This window comes from Duganella sp. P38 (assembly GCF_050859475.1).
GTDB lineage: Bacteria > Pseudomonadota > Gammaproteobacteria > Burkholderiales > Burkholderiaceae_D > Rugamonas.
This window is the reverse complement of the sequence record NZ_CP193936.1, coordinates 4,842,588-4,859,032: the sequence shown is the minus strand read 5'-3', so window position 1 is coordinate 4,859,032 and position 16,445 is coordinate 4,842,588. Positions and strand designations below refer to the sequence as shown.

Here is a 16,445-nt window from a genome sequence, read left to right as displayed (position 1 = left end):
CAACCTCGAACAAGGGAAAAATTCAAGGTTGCGACTGTATATGGTTATCGTGACAACGTTATGACATGGCGCACAGGCCTGCCTCAGTAGGCCCAGTAGGGCCCGGTCTTGCCGGCCACGGTATTGTTCTCCATCACCACGAACACGCGGCGGCCGTAGAAGAACGGCATGCCCCAGTCGAAATAGGTGCTGGACGAGACGCTGCCGCTGCTGACCGTGCCGCCGACCTGGGCCGCCGTGATGGTCGAGGCCAGGCCGACCAGGTTGACCACGTTGAAGTTGACGTCGCCGCTGGCGCTGCCGTCGGCGGCGCTGTTGGTGGCGGTCAGCGACAGCGTCGAGGCCGGGCAGAAGAAGTCGCCGCCCGAGCAGGTGCGGATCGTGCTGTCGCTGAAGAAGTAGCCGTTCGAGCCGCTGTCGATGAAGCTGGCCGTGTAGGCCGTGCCCTTGTAGGTGGTGGTGAAGTCGCCGCTGCTGTTGGCCTTGAAGATGGTTTCGCTGGCGATGGTGTTGTTGCTCTGCGTGTTGACGCCGAACACCAGCGTGCCGCTTACCGAGGTCAGGCCGGCGACGCCGACGCTGGGCATGGTGATCATCAGGCCGTTGTTGTTGGTGGCGAACGAGGCCACCGGGTTGCTGATCTGCTTGGCCAGCGGCATGGCGCTGGCGGCGCAGCTGCCGCTGGCGCAAGCGTAGTAGACGCCGCTGATGGCGGCGTTGGCGCAGGCCGTGCCGCAATCGTGCTGGAACATGCCGACGCCGAGGATGCCCTTGGCGCCGATCGACGCCAGCGTGCCGAGGTTGGCGCCGGCGCTGCTGCACGTCGCTGGCGTGCTGGCGTAGCTGGCGCCGCTGTCGCCGATGACCTGGATCGAAATGCCCGAGGCGACTTCGTCGGCCATCTTGACGTCGGCCTGGCGCACCGCGCCCCAGGTATAGCCGCTGATGAACTTGCCGCATTCGCCGGCGTCGGCGCCGCTGGCGGTGGTGACGGCCGGCAGCGCCAGTGTCGAACTCATCTGGCTGGCCAGCAGCCGCAGGCCGTAGGAGCCGGTATCGAGCAGCACGTGGTCGATGGTCTGGCAGACGCTGGTGCCGGGACGGCAGACGGTGACGCTGACATACGGCACATTGATCACGCCGCTGACGCCGCTCGGGCCGCTGTCGACGACGATGGCGGTGCTGTTGCTGAGTGCGGCCGTGACGCTGAGCGCGGTACTGCCGCTGGCGCTGCCGCCGTCGCCGCTGCAGGTCATGCTGTAGGTAAAGCTGCCGGCGGCCGACGGCGTGATCGTCACCGCCCCCGAGGTGGCCTTGCTGCCGCTCCACGCGCCGCTGGCGGTGCAGCTGCTGGCGTTGGCCGACGACCAGCTCAACACGCTGGTCTGCGCGGTGGTGATGTTGGCCGGCGCCAGCGTCAGGCTGACGGTGGGCGAGGGCGGCGGCGTGCTGACGGTGACCACGGCCGTGTTGCTGACGCTGCCGCAGGTGAGCGTGTAGCTGGCGCTGCCGGCGGCGCCGGCGGTGACGGTCTGCGTGCCGCTGGTGGCCACGGTGCCGCTCCACGCGCCGGAAGCGGTGCAGGTGCTGGTGGCGGGGTTGCTGACGTTCCAGCTCAGCGTGACGACCTGGCCGGTGGTGGTGGCGGTCGGCGTGGCGCTGATGCTGACCACGGCGGTTGGCGTGTTCGTCGCCTCGGTGCTGGAGGTGGTGCTGGCGCTGGTGGACGACGCGCCGCCGCCACCGCCACAGGCGGCAAGTGCCAGGCACAGCAGGGCGCCGGCCAGGTGGGTGTATTTCATGCGGACTTCCTTGTTATTCGATGGTCGAGGTGTCGAAGCCGGCCGGCAGCGCGCTCGGTATCCAGGCCTTGCCGGCATAGGCGCGCATGTGGCCGTTGGAGACGATCACCACGTCGGACTGGTCGACCGCCAGTTGCGAGTGGCCGGCCTTGGGCCGCTTGGCGGCGTTGCCGGTCATGACGGTGAATTTGTCGCCGAGCAGCGTGCGCAGGTCGGGCAGGGTCGGGCCTTTCCAGCTGACGGCGAAGACGATGTTGCTGGCGTCCATGTATTCGCGCACGACGGTGCCGCTGTCGAGCGTGGACTGGTTGACCGTGTAGACGGCGGCGGCGCTGCTGGCGGCGGTGGTGGCGCTGGTGGCCGCCAGGCTGCGCGCGGCCAGCTTGGTTTGCGTGGCGCCGTTGCCGAAATCGGACGGCGCGCTGCCGAGCGCCGCCCAGGCGAGCGCGCCTTGCAGCATGGACAGCATGAACATCAGGGTGAGCGCGCGGCGCATAGGAATTCCGTTGCTGAAAATAAAGATAATGAAGTGTAGAACGCGGCCGCGTTGAGTTAAGTTAGAAAGATGTAAGAAAACGTTACAGTTTCGGCGCGGGCGCCGCCTTCGGCGTGACGTGGTTGAGCACGAGGATGGTGACGGTAATCCCCGTGCCGCCCAGCACAATGGCGGCGCCGACCCGTCAGGCCCGTCAAACGGGCCCGATAGAGGTAGTTCAGAACTTCACGTACAGCCGGCCAAAGTAGGACGCGCCGTTCAGGCCGAACTGCACCGACTCGTACTTGAAGCCGTTGTCGGTTTCATCCGGACTCTGCGTGGTCGGCTTGACGTTGAAGATATTGTTGCCGCCAAACGAGAACTTCATGTTCTTGTTGATGCTGTAGGTGAACGCCAGGTCGGCCGACGTCTTCGCATCGTAGTGCTGGTTCGCCACGCCTTTGGCGGTGCCGGAGTACGTGCCCAGCGTCTGCGGGCCGAAGTGGATGATTTTGAAGTCGGTGTTCCACGCGCCGTGCGTGTAATCGAAGCCCAGCGTCGCCTTCGAGCGCGGCGCGCCCTGCTCGATGTACAGCCGCTCCTTCTCCGACAGCAGCACATCCTCATAGCCGCGCAGCGAGGCCGGCGCATGAATGCCAGTCACCTCGGTCTTGCTGACGTTGAGCGCGAGGAAGGTGTTGAGCTTGTCGGCGCCGAAGCTGGCCTTGTGCGAGGCGGTCAGGTCCAGGCCGCGTGTCCTGGTGTCGACCGAGTTGACGAAGAACTGCGCCTGGCCCACGCCCAGCGTCGCCAGCCTGGTCGCCAGATCCGGATAGTTGCCCTCGTCGAAGCGGCCCGACAGCACGATGCGATCCTTGATCTTGATCTGGTACAGGTCGGCGGTGACCGACAGCGCCGGCGTCGGCGTCCACGTCGTGCCCAGCGTGAAGCTGGTCGACTTCTCCTTGGTCAGCTTGGGAATGCCGGCCAGGTTGGTGACGGCGCTGTTGTTAGGCGCCAGCACCACATCGGTCGGCACGCCGCCGATGAAGTCGGTGAAGGTCGACGAGAAATACATCTGCTGCAGCGAGGGCGCGCGGAAGCCGGTCGAGGCCGAACCGCGCAGCAGCACGCCCGGCGCCACGCGCCAGCTGCCGGCCAGCTTGCCGGTGGTGGTCGAACCGAAGTCGCTGTATTTCTCGTAGCGCACCGCGCCCTGCGCCTTGACGGTGTCGCTCAGGTCCGCTTCGAGGTCGAGGTAGGCGGCCACGCTGTGGCGGTTGGCGTCGACCCGGTCGGCCGGCTGGAAGCCGGGGAAGCCCTGGCTGCCGGCGTTGCCGCCGCTGCCGACGCCGTCGGCGTCGATATACGAACCCGCTTCGCCGGCGTAAATCTGGTAGTTCTCGTGACGGTACTCGCCGCCGAAAGCCACGTTCAGGCCGTTGCCGGCGACGCCTTCGAAGTAGCGGTTGAAGTCGAGGTTGGTGGTCAGCTGCTCAAACGCGAAGCCGCCGGCGTTGAAGCTGCTCGGGCTGACGCCCTTGCCGCCGGCCAGCAAATCCTGGTTGGCGATCGACGCGTTCAGCGTGTTGCTGATGTCGTAGATCATCTTGTTCTTGCCGTAGGTCTGCGACAGGTCCATATTCCACGCGCCCAGCTGGTTGCGGTGGCCGAGGATGGCGTAGTAATCGTCGATGCGGGCGTTGATGAACGGCACGAAGCCGTTCGGGTACATCGCTGCCGAGTTGCGCGACGGGATGTCGCCGCTGCCGATGCCTTCGCGCGCCCAGGCGCCGGACGAGGCGTCGCGCTTCTGCGCGCCGGCGGTGAAGTACAGGCGGCCGCTGCCGCTGGTCGGCAGTTCGCCGTTCAGGTAAATGGTCTGGTTTTCGGTCTTGCTGTCGCCGATGGTGCGCGGGTTGCCGGCGTCGGCGCGGTTGGAGCGGCCGCGGTCGAGGTATTCGCCGGTGATGCCGAGCACGCCGTTGTTGCCGATCTCGAAGCCGCAGTAGGCCGAGGCCAGCCAGTTCTTGCCGTCGCCTTCGCTGTACTGGCTATAACCGGTGACCGCCTCGCAGCCCTTCGATTTTTTCAGGCCGATGTCCATCACGCCGGCGATGGCGTCGGAGCCGTACTGGGCCGCGGCGCCGTCGCGCAACACCTGCACATCCTTGATGGCCAGCATCGGAATCGCGTTCATATCGGTGCCGGTGTTGCCGCGGTTGCGCGCGCCGAACAGGTTGACCAGCGCCGTGGTATGGCGGCGCTTGCCGTTCACCAGCACCAGCGTCTGGTCCGAGCCGAGGCCGCGCAGCGCGGCCGAGTCGACCAGGTCGGCGCCGTCGGAGCCGGTCTGGCGGGTCGAGTTGAACGAGGGCGAAACATAGGTCAGCGTCTGCGCCAGGTCGAACTGGCCGCCGGACTCGCCGGCCTTGGTCATCGGGATCACATCGACCGGCACCACGGTGTCGGTGGCGGAACTGGTGGCGCGGCGCGAACCCACTACGCTGACCGATTGCATGCTGTTGTCGGACTGCGCGTAAGTGACGGCAGGCATGGTGGCCAGGGCGCTGGCGCCGTACAGGCTGATCAAGACGGCTTTACGTAGTGGTGTTGTTATGAGCACGCGTCTTCTCCCTTGAAAAATTTCATTCTATGCAAATTACCTATACAACTATGCGATTTGATAGCGATTTTTCGTGAGGAGATTATTTTGTGTTGTATATCTGCTCCAGCGCTGTGTTTCCCGGTGTGTTTCCCTTGCGTAGCACTACGCAAACTCGGTCCTGCCACCAATTAAAGTTCGTTCGTGAAAGTACTCGGTTCGCAGCCGGCACGGCGTGCCGACGTTGCCTCCTTGAAATAAAGTAAGGCTGGCGTGCAGGTGGACCGTCAGCGCGCCCGCCGCCACGCCGGTGGCGCCGTCTTCGGCCGCCGGATCGAGGTGATTAAAGTTGCGGCCCTCGAAAGCGCCGTCATCGCGGCGGCACCAGGCGTAGCAGCCGCTGACAACCGTGCCGCTGGCTCCAGGCGGCGATCAGGGGGAGGTCGGGCCTCAGGGCCTGCAGCGTCGCGCTGTCGGCCACTTCCAGCAGCAGCTTGGGACTGCCAACGGAGGCAATTACCGGCGCTGATTGCAACGTGATGTCGGACGCGGCCAGCAAGCGCGCCGGCAAATCGGCGGCAATCTCGACCACCGGCGCCGGCTCTGGCGACAGCTGGATATAGACTTCGCCGTCGCGCAGGAGCAGCGTCAGTTGCTGCTCGTGCATGGCCGTGCGCACTTGCAGCTCTGGCTGTTCAGGCGACAGCAGCACCCGCGCCGCCGCCAGCGTGGCGTGCAGGCAAAGCGGGCTGCGCTTATGCGGATAAAAATAATCCAGCACCACGCCGCCATCCGCCGCGTAATCGACAAACACGCACGCCGGCTTGCCACGCTGGCAGGCAAAGCGCTGGCGTTGCTCCATGGTAGTGTTATCTCCCCGCACCACTAGCGCCGCATTGCCGCCACCCGGCGCCACGCCAAAACAAAGAAGTTCCTGTATCTGCATTTTTACCGTTGTTAGCTGTTCCATTCAACGCTGACCGGTCGAGTCTTGAAATATGGTTCGCGTCGACGTCGCACCTTGAGTCTTGGCGGGAAGTGGGTGTAGTATACTGTATAAAAATACAGTATTCAACATGAGTGCCACCACGCCCGCCGCAGCACTGCCGGCTTACGCCGAGCTGTTCTGCTTGTCCAATTTTTCATTCCTGCAAGGCGCTTCGCGCGCCGAGGAGCTGGTCGCGCGCGCCCGGCAGCTGGAGTATGCGGCGCTGGCCATTACCGATGAATGCTCGCTGGCCGGCGTAGTGCGCGCTCACGCCGCCGCCAGGGAGGCGGGGTTGCCGCTGATTATCGGCAGCTATTTCCGCCTCACCAATCCCGATGGCAGCCCCGGCTTGTCCTTTGTGGCGCTGGCAAGCAACAAGAATGGCTATGGCAATCTGTGCGAGCTGATTACGATCGGCCGCAACCGCGTGGCCAAGGGCAGCTATCTGCTGACGCCGGCCGACCTGGCCGCGCCGCCGCCTGAGTTTTCGCACCTGCAAGGCCTGCCGGATTGCCTGCTGATCTTGCTGCCCGAATATCCGGCCTACCGCCCCGAGGATGTCGATCAGTTGCACGCGCAAGCGGCGTGGATGGAGGCGACCTTTCCTGGCCGCACCTGGATGGGGCTGAACCTGCTGCTGCGCTCCTTCGACGAGGCGCATCGGAGCAGTATTGCCGAGGTGGCCACGCAGCACCGGATGCGGGTGGTTGCGGTGGGCCACGTCTGCATGCACGTGCGGTCGCGCAAGCCGATGCAGGATACGCTGACGGCGATCCGCGTCGGCCAGCCGGTCGCCGAATGCGGCTACGCGCTGGCGCAGAACGCCGAGCAGCACTTGCGGCCACGGCTGCAGCTGGCCAATCTGTATCCTGCGGCTGCTTTGGCCGAAACGCTGAGCATCGCGATGAAATGCAGTTTCAAGCTGACAGAGTTGCGCTACGAATACCCGAAAGAGCTGATCCCGGCCGACCATACACCCGCCAGTTATTTACGCCAGGAGGTCGAGCTTGGCGTGTTGCGTCGCTGGCCGCAAGGCGCTCCCGACAAGGTGCGCACCCAGATTGAGACCGAGCTGGCATTGATTGCGGAACTGGAATACGAGTCGTATTTCCTGACTGTGTACGACATCGTCAAGTTTGCGCGGATCAAGGGCATCCTGTGCCAGGGACGCGGCTCGGCGGCCAATTCGGCCGTTTGCTACTGCCTCGGCGTCACCGCGGTCGATCCGGCGCGCGGCACCATGCTGATGGGCCGCTTCATTTCGAAAGAGCGCAACGAGCCGCCCGACATCGATGTGGACTTCGAGCACCAGCGGCGGGAAGAGGTGATCCAGTACATCTACGAAAAATATGGCCGCGACCGCGCCGCGCTGGCTGCGGTCGTCATCAGCTACCGGCCGAAAAGCGCGCTGCGCGACAGTGGCAAGGCGCTGGGCGTTGACCTGGCCATCGTCGAGAAAGTCTGCAAGTCGCAGCGCTGGTTCGACAGCAAGCATGACCTGGTGGCGCGGCTGGCCGAATGCGGCCTGGACCCGGAGTCGCAACTGGCGCAGCAGTGGGCCGCGCTGGCGGTTGCGTTGCTGGGTTTTCCGCGCCATTTGTCGCAGCACCCTGGCGGTTTCGTGATCTCGCATGAGAAGCTCACCCGGCTGGTTCCGGTCGAAGCCGCGACCATGGAGGGGCGCCATGTGATTCAGTGGGACAAGGATGATCTCGAAGAACTGGGCCTGATGAAGGTCGATGTGCTGGCGCTGGGCATGTTGTCGGCCTTGCGGCGCGCGCTGGAGTTGGTCAGCGCCCGGCACGGTAGGCCAATCGGCATTTATGACATCCCGGCCGAAGATAGCGCAACGTACGACATGATCTGCGAAGCCGACACCATCGGCGTGTTTCAGATCGAATCGCGCGCGCAGATGAGCATGCTGCCGCGATTGCGTCCGAGGGAGTTCTACGATCTGGTCGTTGAGGTGGCGATTGTGCGGCCGGGGCCGATACAGGGCGGCATGGTGCATCCTTACCTGCAACGGCGCATGGGGCTGCAAGAGGTGGATTGCCCCCCAGGCCTGGAGGTGGCGCTGAAACGCACGCTGGGAGTGCCGATTTTTCAGGAACAGGTGATGCAGATCGCCATGATCGCGGCCGGTTTCACCGAGGGCGAGGCCGATGAGTTGCGGCGCGCGATGGCGGCCTGGAAGCGCAAGGGCGGGGTCGATAAATACCATCGCCGCATCGTCGACGGCATGACGGAGCGCGGCTACGAGATCGAGTTTGCCGAGGCGATTTTCGAGCAGATCAAAGGCTTTGGCGAGTACGGTTTTCCCGAATCGCATTCGGCCAGCTTTGCGCTGCTTAGCTATGCCAGCTCGTGGATCAAGTGCCACGAGCCGGCAGCCTTTTGTGCTCGCTGCTGAACAGCCAGCCGATGGGTTTTTACAGCCCGTCGCAGCTGGTGCAGGATGCGAGGAAGCATGATGTGGTGGTGCGCGAGATCGACGTCACCATCAGCGGCTGGGAGTCGTCGCTGGAAGAGCCGGCCGGCCGGCGCGGACAGCCGGCGGTGCGGCTGGGGCTGAATATGCTGAAGGGGATGAGCGCCGAGGCGGCGCAGCGGATTGAAGACGCGCGCGCGGCACGGCCGTTCGCCAGCGTGGCCGACCTGGCGCGCCGCGCCGACCTGGACCGTCATGCGCTGCACGTGCTGGCCGGCGGCGACGCGCTGCGCGGCCTGTCCGGTCATCGCCGGCAGGCGCTGTGGCAGGCGGTCGGCGCGGTGCCGGACAAGGATCTGCTGCGGCCCGCTGCACTGGATGAGGCGCTGCCTGCGCTGGACGCGCCCAGCGAAGGCGAGGACATCCTCGGCGACTACCGCTCGCACGGCCTGACCTTGCGCCGCCATCCGGTGGCGCTGCTGCGCGCCACGCTGGCCCGGCGCCGCTTCATGCCGGCCGCCACGCTCAACACCTACACCAGCAATATGGTGGCGCGCGCCTGCGGCATGGTCACGGTGCGCCAGCGGCCGGGCACGGCCAAGGGCGTGATTTTCATGACACTGGAGGATGAAACGGGCAGCGTCAACGTCATCATCTGGCCGTCGTTGCTGGAGAAGCAGCGGCGCGAGGTGCTCGGGGCGCCGCTGCTGGGGGTGTACGGGGTGTGGCAACAGGAGGGCATGGTGCGCCACCTGGTGGCCCACCAGCTGGTCGACATGTCGCACCTGCTGGGGCGACTGCCGACCGTGAGCCGGGATTTCTGTTAGCGTGAACGACGCCGCAAATGTACCGCCACCATGGATTCCTGGCCGTCGGCCCAACTGCTGAGCATGACGGGCATGCCGTCCTGCAGCCGCCGTGGCGGTCGCAGGTAGTGGCGATAGATCCAGTGTCCCGCGACACCGGCGATGCCGGCCAGCACCAGGATGGCGGCAAACATTATCGTGCTCCCGGCCGCACGTCGCGGTCGATGCCGTAGTAGCTGTGCACCTGGCTGGCCCAGGTCTGGTTGGCCATGTCCGGCCAGTCGTCCTTGTCGAAGCCGGGCGCGGCCTCGATGCGCTCCTTGTCGATATTGAGCGTGAAGCGCTTGTTGACGGTGTCCAGCGTCAGCGCTTCCCATGGCACGGCAAACAGCTTTTCGCCGATGGTCAGCACGCCGCCGTGGGCCATGACCGCGTAGGCGATCTTGCCGGTGCGCATGTCGAGCATGATTTCCTTGATCTCGCCCAGGTGCTCGTTTTTCAGGTTGTGGACGTGGTCGCCGATCAGCGTGTCGGCGCCCATCAGCTCGGGGCCGGGACCCTTGTGGCCGTTGTCCACATACATGCCATATTGATCACGATCTTCGTAGCTCATCATGAATCTCCTTTCATTATTGAGTTATTATTTTGGTCTTTTCGGCAAGTCGAGTCTGTACGCTGATGCACACGGCAGATGAAGATTCAGGCGTTTTAGGATATAATTTCAATTTCCCGCATGTGCCGTTCGGCACCATCCGCAATGACCAAATTTGTCTTCGTCACCGGTGGCGTTGTGTCTTCCCTTGGTAAAGGGATTGCCGCCGCCTCCCTCGCCGCGATCCTCGAATCGCGCGGCCTCAAAGTCACCATGCTCAAACTGGATCCGTACATCAACGTCGATCCGGGCACCATGTCCCCCATGCAACACGGCGAAGTGTTCGTCACCGACGACGGCGCCGAGACCGACCTCGATCTGGGCCACTACGAGCGCTTCATCAGCACCCGTATGAAAAAGGTGAATAACTTCACCACCGGCCAGATCTACGAATCGGTGATCCGCAAGGAACGCCGCGGCGAATACCTGGGCAAGACCGTGCAGGTGATTCCGCACATCACCAATGAAATCCAGGACTACATCCGCCGCGGCGCCGAAGGCTACGACGTGGCCCTGTGCGAAATCGGCGGCACCGTCGGCGACATCGAGTCGCTGCCGTTCCTGGAAGCCGCACGCCAGCTGAGCCTGCGCGCCGGCCGCAAGAACACCGCCTTCGTGCACCTGACGCTGGTGCCGTACATCGCCTCGGCCGGCGAGCTGAAAACCAAGCCGACCCAGCACTCGGTACAGAAACTGCGTGAAATCGGCATCTCGCCGAACGCGCTGCTGTGCCGCGCCGACCGCCGCATTCCGGACGACGAGCGCGCCAAGATCTCGCTGTTCTCCAACATCGAAGAGCAGGCCGTGATTTCCGTGTGGGACGTCGACACCATCTACAAAGTGCCGCAGATGCTGCACGACCAGGGCCTGGACGCGATCATCTGCGAGGCGCTGGACCTCAACCCGGCGCCGGCCGACCTGTCGGTCTGGAGCAAGCTGATCTACACGCAAGAGCATCCGAAGACCGAGGTGTCGATCGGCATGGTCGGCAAGTACGTCGAGCTGACCGAGTCGTACAAATCGCTGACCGAGGCGCTGCGCCACGCCGGCATTCACACCGAGTCGAAGGTCAACATCGAGTACATCGACTCGGAAGAGATCGAAACCACCGGCTGCGCCAACCTGGCCAAGTTCGACGCCATCCTGGTGCCGGGCGGCTTCGGCAAGCGCGGCGTCGAGGGCAAGATCATGGCGGCCCAGTTCGCCCGTGAAAACAAGATTCCCTACCTCGGCATCTGCCTCGGCATGCAGGTCGCGCTGATCGAATACGCGCGCCACAAGGCCGGCCTGAGCGAAGCCAATTCGACCGAGTTCGACCTGGCGACGCCGCAACCGGTGGTGGCCCTGATCGACGAATGGCAAGGCCAGGACGGCAAGGTCGAGAAGCGCGACGAGAACTCCGACCTGGGCGGCACCATGCGCCTGGGCGCGCAGACCTGCGCCATCAAGCCGGGCACGCTGGCGTCGGAAATCTACGGCGCCGTGGTGACCGAGCGTCACCGCCACCGCTACGAGGCCAACAACCACTACCTGCCGCGCGTGGAAGCGGCCGGCCTGGTGGTGGCGGCCCGCACGCCGACCGAAGACCTGTGCGAAATCATGGAGCTGCCACGCAGCGGCGACAATGCGCACCCATGGTATATGGGCGTGCAGTACCACCCGGAATTCAAATCGACCCCGCGTGACGGCCACCCGCTGTTCACGTCCTACATCAAGGCGGCGCTGGCGCACAAGGCGGCTGGCGCTGAACAGCAAGGAGAGGCGGCATGAAACTGTGCGGATTCGACGTTGGACTGGACCAACCGTTCTTCCTGATCGCCGGTAACTGCGTCGTCGAATCGCGCCAGATGGCCTTCGACACCGCCGGCGCGCTGAAAGAGATGACCAGCGAACTGGGCATTCCTTTCATCTTCAAGGCTTCGTTCGACAAGGCCAACCGCTCGTCGGGCACCTCGTATCGCGGTCCCGGCCGCGAGCAGGGCCTGCAGATCCTGGCCGACGTCAAGCGCGAGCTGCAAGTGCCGGTGCTGACCGATGTGCACTCGATCGAGGACATCGAGGTGGCCTCGAAAGTGGTGGACGTGCTGCAGACGCCGGCCTTCCTGTGCCGCCAGACCGACTTCATCGTCGCCTGCGCCGAATCGGGCCTGCCGGTCAACATCAAGAAGGGCCAGTTCCTGGCGCCGGGCGACATGAAGCACGTGATCGCCAAGGCGCGCGCGGCCGCCGAGGCCAAGGGGCTGAACGCCGACAACTTCATGGCCTGCGAACGCGGCGCCTCGTTCGGCTACAACAACCTGGTGTCGGACATGCGCTCGCTGGCCATCATGCGCGAATCGGGCGCGCCGGTGGTGTTCGATGCGACCCACTCGGTGCAGCTGCCGGGCGGTAACGGCACCTCGTCGGGCGGCATGCGCGAGATGGTGCCGGTGCTGTCGCGCGCGGCGGTGGCGGTCGGCGTCGACGGCCTGTTCATGGAAACCCACCCGAATCCGGCCGAAGCGCTGTCGGACGGCCCGAACGCCGTGCCGCTGGGCCGCATGAAGGATTTGCTGTCGGTGCTGATCGAGCTGGACCGCGTCACCAAAAAAGCGGGCTTCCTCGAAAACAGCTTCAGCTAGGACCGTCATTCCCGCGAAGGCGGGAATCCATGCCAAGTATGGATTCCCGCCTGCGCGGGAATGACGGGGGCTAAAGCCACAGTTGCGTGTGGAATATTTAGCAATCTTGTCTTGACCGGGTACAATTCCCTTTATTTCGTCCGCCACGCGCACCAGAATGCGTCGCGACGCCGCTTTGCCTAACTTTGGAGAATGACATGAGTGCTATCGTTGATATTATCGGCCGTGAAGTAATCGACTCGCGCGGCAATCCCACCGTTGAATGCGACGTGCTGCTGGAATCGGGCGTCATGGGCCGCGCGGCCGTGCCGTCGGGCGCCTCGACCGGCTCGCGCGAAGCGATCGAGCTGCGCGACGGCGATCCGAAGCGCTACTTCGGCAAGGGCGTGCTGAAAGCCTGCGAAAACATCAACACCGAAATCTCGGAAGCTATCATGGGCCTGGACGCCAATGAGCAAGCGTTCCTGGACCGCACTCTGATCGACCTGGACGGCACCGAAAACAAATCGCGCCTGGGCGCCAACGCCATGCTGGCGGTGTCGATGGCCGTGGCCAAGGCCGCCGCCGAGGAAGCCGGCCTGCCGCTGTACCGCTATTTCGGCGGTTCGGGCGCGATGCAGCTGCCGGTGCCGATGATGAACGTGATCAACGGCGGCGCGCACGCCGACAACAACCTGGACATCCAGGAATTCATGATCATTCCAGTGGGCGCGCCGTCGTTCAAGGAAGCCGTCCGTTATGGCGCCGAAGTGTTCCACACGCTGAAGAAAATCCTGCACAAGAAGGGCCTGAACACGGCCGTCGGCGATGAAGGCGGCTTCGCGCCATCGCTGGCCAACCACGAAGAGGCGATCAAGCTGATCATCCAGGCGATCGAGGAAGCCGGCTACGAGCCAGGCACCCAGATCGCGCTCGGCCTGGACTGCGCCGCCTCCGAGTTCTACAAGGACGGCAAATACGAGCTGGAAGGCGAGGGCCTGTCGCTGACCGCCACCGAGTTCACCAACCTGCTGGCGACCTGGTGCGACAAGTACCCGATCATCTCGATCGAGGACGCGATGCACGAGGGCGACTGGGAAGGCTGGGCCATCCTGACCAAGGAACTGGGCAAGAAAGTGCAGCTGGTCGGCGACGACCTGTACGTCACCAACACCAAGATCCTGAAGGAAGGCATCCAGAAAGGCATCGCCAACTCGATCCTGATCAAGATCAACCAGATCGGCACCCTGACCGAAACCTTCGCCGCCATCGAAATGGCCAAGCGCGCCGGCTACACCGCCGTGATCTCGCACCGTTCCGGCGAAACCGAGGATTCGACCATCGCCGATATCGCCGTGGGCACCAACGCGCTGCAGATCAAGACCGGCTCGATGTCGCGCTCGGACCGCATGGCCAAGTACAACCAGCTGCTGCGCATCGAGGAAGACCTGGGCGATATCGCTTCCTACCCGGGCCGCGACGCGTTCTATAATCTGAAGTAATTAAGCAAGCGCGGCCGGAGCAATCCGGCCGCTTGACGATTCATGCGCCTGATTACGCTCGCCCTGGCTTTCCTGCTGCTGTTGATCCAATACCCGCTGTGGCTGGGGAAGGGCGGCTGGCTGCGCGTCAAGGATTTCGAGGCGCAGGTCAATGAGGCGCACAAGAAGAACGCCGAGCTGATCGCCCGCAACGCCAAGCTCGACTCCGAAGTGCGCGACCTGAAGGACGGCACCGGCGCGGTCGAGGAACGGGCCCGCTACGAACTGAGCATGATCAAGCAGAACGAAATCTTCGTTCAGATAGTCGGCAAGGGCCAGGCGGCCGCGCTGGCGCCGCTGGCACCCAAGCCGGCCGAACCTCCACAACACTGAGAAAACCGATGACGCTGCGTGCTGGCCTGTTGCTGATGTTCGCTGTGGTTACCGGTTCCGTTTTCGCCATGCCCGATCCGGGCAAGACCTGCATTCCGATCCGCGTCGGCTATGTCGACCAGCACCGCCCGCCATACTGGCTGGGCGAAGGCGACAAGGTGCCCGACCCGCCCGGCGCGGCGGTGGACCTGATCCGCGACGCCGTGCTCGGCGCCGGCTTCGGCTGCACGCCGATCTGGGTCCGGCTGCCGGCCGCGCGGCTGCGGGTGGCGCTGGCCGCCGGCGATATCGACCTGGCGCCGATGGGCGAACTGAGCTTCTATCCGGCCGAGATCGCGCTGCCGCGCGACAAGGCCGGCAATATCGACCTCAAGCGCGCGCTGCACAACCAGGTGCTGGTGCTGGTGCGTTCCAGCGACAGGCTGCCGGCCAACACCAATCCGATGCAGTATTTCAAGGGCAAGACGCTCGGCATCCCGATGGGCAACAGCTACACGCCGCGCCTGCGCGAAGCCGGCCTGACGCTGGACGACGGCGCGCGCGACCTGGAGCGCAATATCGAAAAGCTCAGGCTGGGCCGGGTGGACGGCGTGGTGGTGGCTGCCGTGGCGCCGGCCCACCTGCAACAGACGCTGGCCAGGTACAAGGGCAGCATCGAACAACTGCCGCAGCCGCTGCTCAACGTCCGCCTGTGGCTGGCCTTCAACGACAGCTTCTATCATGCCCATCCGCGCCAGGCCGAAGCGCTCTGGACCTGGCTCGACACCAACCGTGGCCGCCTCGGCTACGTCATGCAACGCTATACCAAAAACTGATGCTCCACCACATTTCCTTTGGCGTGCGCGATCTGGCGCGCGCCGCCGCCTTTATGACGCCGTGCTCGGCGCGCTGGGCTTGCGCCGCGTGTTCGAGGACGACACCGCCATCGGCTACGGCGTGGAAGACGACAACGACCTGCTGTGCCTGAAACTGCGGCCGAATGCCGCGCCGCCCGGCGACGGTGCGCACCTGGCCTTTGCCGCGCCATCGCGCGCGGCGGTGGATGCGTTTCATGCCGCTGGCATCAAGGCCGGCGGCGTGGACAACGGCGCCGCCGGCCTGCGCGCGGACTATGGCGATCACTACTACGCCGCCTTCCTGATCGATCCGGACGGCCATCGTATCGAAGCAGTCATCAATCGTCCGGTCGGCTAAAATAAGCTCCCTGGTTTTATCCGAGTCTGGTTTGAGAGTCTTATTTTTTGCAGTGATGCTGGCAGTTTCCAGCGCCCATGCCGCCGAGCCGGCGTTGTCGGCGGCCGACACCCTGAGCGCGGCGCAGCGCGCCAGGCCGGTGTTGCCCAAGTCGAGCGGCCCGAATGTCTTGCGCGCGCAAGTGCTGCTGGACCGCGCACACTTTTCGCCGGGCGAGATGGATGGCGCCTACGGCAGCAATCTGCGCCACGCCATCCGCGGCTTCCAGAAACTGAACCAGCTGACCGTCAGCGGCAATATCGACGCCGCCACGTGGAAGGCGCTGGAGCGCGACCAGGCGCCGGTGCTGGGGGTCTACACCGTCACCGCCAGGGATGTCGCCGGCCCCTACAAGCCGGTGCCGGCCGACATGGCGGGCAAGGCCAGGCTGCCCATGCTCGGCTACGCCAGCCTGGCCGAGGCGCTGGGCGAGCGCTTCCATTGCAGCCCGGAGCTGCTGCGCCGCCTCAATCCGGGCAAGAAGTTCAGCAAGGTCGGCGAGCAATTGCTGGTGCCGAACGTGGGCATCATGAAGCCCCTGCCGAAGGCCGCTTCGGTGCTGGTCGACGCCAGGGAAGGCACGCTGACGCTGCTGGACGCCGGCGGCACGCCGTTCGCGCAATTCCCGGCCAGCACCGGCAGCAAGCACGACCCGCTGCCGGAAGGCCGCTGGAGCGTGCTGGGCGTGGCCACCAGTCCCGAATACCGCTACAACCCGAAACTGTTCTGGGACGCCAAGGCCGGCGAAACCAAGGCGCGCATCGCGCCCGGCCCGAACAACCCGGTCGGCCTCGCGTGGATCGACCTCAGCATCGACCACTACGGCATCCACGGCACGCCGGAGCCGGGCAAGATCGGCAAGACCCAATCCCACGGCTGCATCCGCCTGACCAACTGGGACGTGCTGCAAGTGGTGCGCTCGCTGGGCCGCGGCGCGGCGGTCCTGCTGCAAGCCTAGCGACAAACGGCATCCGGCGCGCTA

The 16,445-nt window shown here is 64.7% G+C and carries 13 protein-coding genes and 1 pseudogene; 8 read left to right on the top strand and 6 right to left on the bottom strand.

From position 1 onward, the window contains the following. Window positions 1–83: 83 nt before the first annotated feature. The 4 genes from ACRQ5J_RS22620 to ACRQ5J_RS22605 all read right to left on the bottom strand — a co-directional run bounded on the left by ACRQ5J_RS22620 (window position 84) and on the right by ACRQ5J_RS22605 (window position 5,744). Window positions 84–1,802, bottom strand: coding sequence for a DUF3443 family protein (locus tag ACRQ5J_RS22620; RefSeq protein ID WP_432379995.1), 1,719 nt, complete (start codon window positions 1,800–1,802; stop codon window positions 84–86). 13 nt (window positions 1,803–1,815) lie between these two features. Next, window positions 1,816–2,298 (bottom strand): DUF2844 domain-containing protein, encoded by a 483-nt coding sequence (locus ACRQ5J_RS22615; protein WP_432379993.1) that lies wholly within the window; start codon window positions 2,296–2,298, stop codon window positions 1,816–1,818. Window positions 2,299–2,515: 217 nt separating this feature from the next. Then, a complete protein-coding gene (locus ACRQ5J_RS22610) occupies window positions 2,516–4,834 on the bottom strand; it encodes a TonB-dependent receptor plug domain-containing protein (protein ID WP_432383713.1) in 2,319 nt (772 codons plus the stop codon). Between the two features lie 418 nt (window positions 4,835–5,252). Further along, window positions 5,253–5,744, bottom strand: a complete 492-nt coding sequence (locus ACRQ5J_RS22605) for a PhzF family phenazine biosynthesis protein (protein WP_432379991.1) — start codon at window positions 5,742–5,744, stop codon at window positions 5,253–5,255. 214 nt (window positions 5,745–5,958) lie between these two features. Between ACRQ5J_RS22605 and ACRQ5J_RS22600 the strand changes: the two are divergent. Further along, window positions 5,959–9,125, top strand: a pseudogene (locus ACRQ5J_RS22600) (error-prone DNA polymerase). On the opposite strand, the gene ACRQ5J_RS22595 reads toward ACRQ5J_RS22600, so the two are convergent. Both ACRQ5J_RS22595 and ACRQ5J_RS22590 read right to left on the bottom strand, forming a co-directional pair. Then, entirely contained in the window at window positions 9,122–9,298 is a 177-nt protein-coding gene (locus ACRQ5J_RS22595; protein ID WP_432379990.1) for a hypothetical protein, read from the bottom strand. The pseudogene ACRQ5J_RS22600 and the gene ACRQ5J_RS22595 overlap by 4 nt on opposite strands. Then, the gene (locus ACRQ5J_RS22590) at window positions 9,298–9,717 is read right to left on the bottom strand and encodes a PRC-barrel domain-containing protein (protein ID WP_432379988.1); all 420 of its coding nucleotides are present in this window, start codon (window positions 9,715–9,717) and stop codon (window positions 9,298–9,300) included. The genes ACRQ5J_RS22595 and ACRQ5J_RS22590 overlap by 1 nt, the downstream gene beginning before the upstream one ends. 144 nt (window positions 9,718–9,861) lie before the next feature. Here ACRQ5J_RS22590 and ACRQ5J_RS22585 point away from each other — a divergent pair, with 144 nt between their 5' ends. The 7 genes from ACRQ5J_RS22585 to ACRQ5J_RS22555 all read left to right on the top strand — a co-directional run bounded on the left by ACRQ5J_RS22585 (window position 9,862) and on the right by ACRQ5J_RS22555 (window position 16,421). Further along, window positions 9,862–11,526 carry a CTP synthase gene (locus ACRQ5J_RS22585; RefSeq protein WP_432379986.1) on the top strand — a complete coding sequence of 555 codons (1,665 nt, stop codon included), beginning with the start codon at window positions 9,862–9,864 and terminating at the stop codon, window positions 11,524–11,526. After that, window positions 11,523–12,377: a 3-deoxy-8-phosphooctulonate synthase gene (gene kdsA / locus ACRQ5J_RS22580; protein WP_432379985.1), complete on the top strand. Its 855-nt coding sequence runs from the start codon at window positions 11,523–11,525 to the stop codon at window positions 12,375–12,377. Before ACRQ5J_RS22585 ends, kdsA begins: the two co-directional genes overlap by 4 nt. A gap of 197 nt (window positions 12,378–12,574) precedes the next feature. Further along, a complete protein-coding gene (gene eno, locus ACRQ5J_RS22575) occupies window positions 12,575–13,858 on the top strand; it encodes a phosphopyruvate hydratase (RefSeq protein WP_432379983.1) in 1,284 nt (427 codons plus the stop codon). A 42-nt stretch (window positions 13,859–13,900) separates the two neighbouring features. Continuing rightward, window positions 13,901–14,230, top strand: coding sequence for a cell division protein FtsB (ftsB, locus tag ACRQ5J_RS22570; protein ID WP_432379981.1), 330 nt, complete (start codon window positions 13,901–13,903; stop codon window positions 14,228–14,230). Between the two features lie 8 nt (window positions 14,231–14,238). Beyond that, window positions 14,239–15,045, top strand: coding sequence for a hypothetical protein (locus ACRQ5J_RS22565; RefSeq protein WP_432379979.1), 807 nt, complete (start codon window positions 14,239–14,241; stop codon window positions 15,043–15,045). Between the two features lie 61 nt (window positions 15,046–15,106). Next, the gene (locus ACRQ5J_RS22560; protein WP_432379977.1) at window positions 15,107–15,424 is read left to right on the top strand and encodes a VOC family protein; all 318 of its coding nucleotides are present in this window, start codon (window positions 15,107–15,109) and stop codon (window positions 15,422–15,424) included. A gap of 55 nt (window positions 15,425–15,479) precedes the next feature. Then, window positions 15,480–16,421 (top strand): L,D-transpeptidase family protein, encoded by a 942-nt coding sequence (locus ACRQ5J_RS22555; protein ID WP_432379975.1) that lies wholly within the window; start codon window positions 15,480–15,482, stop codon window positions 16,419–16,421. Window positions 16,422–16,445 lie beyond the last annotated feature (24 nt).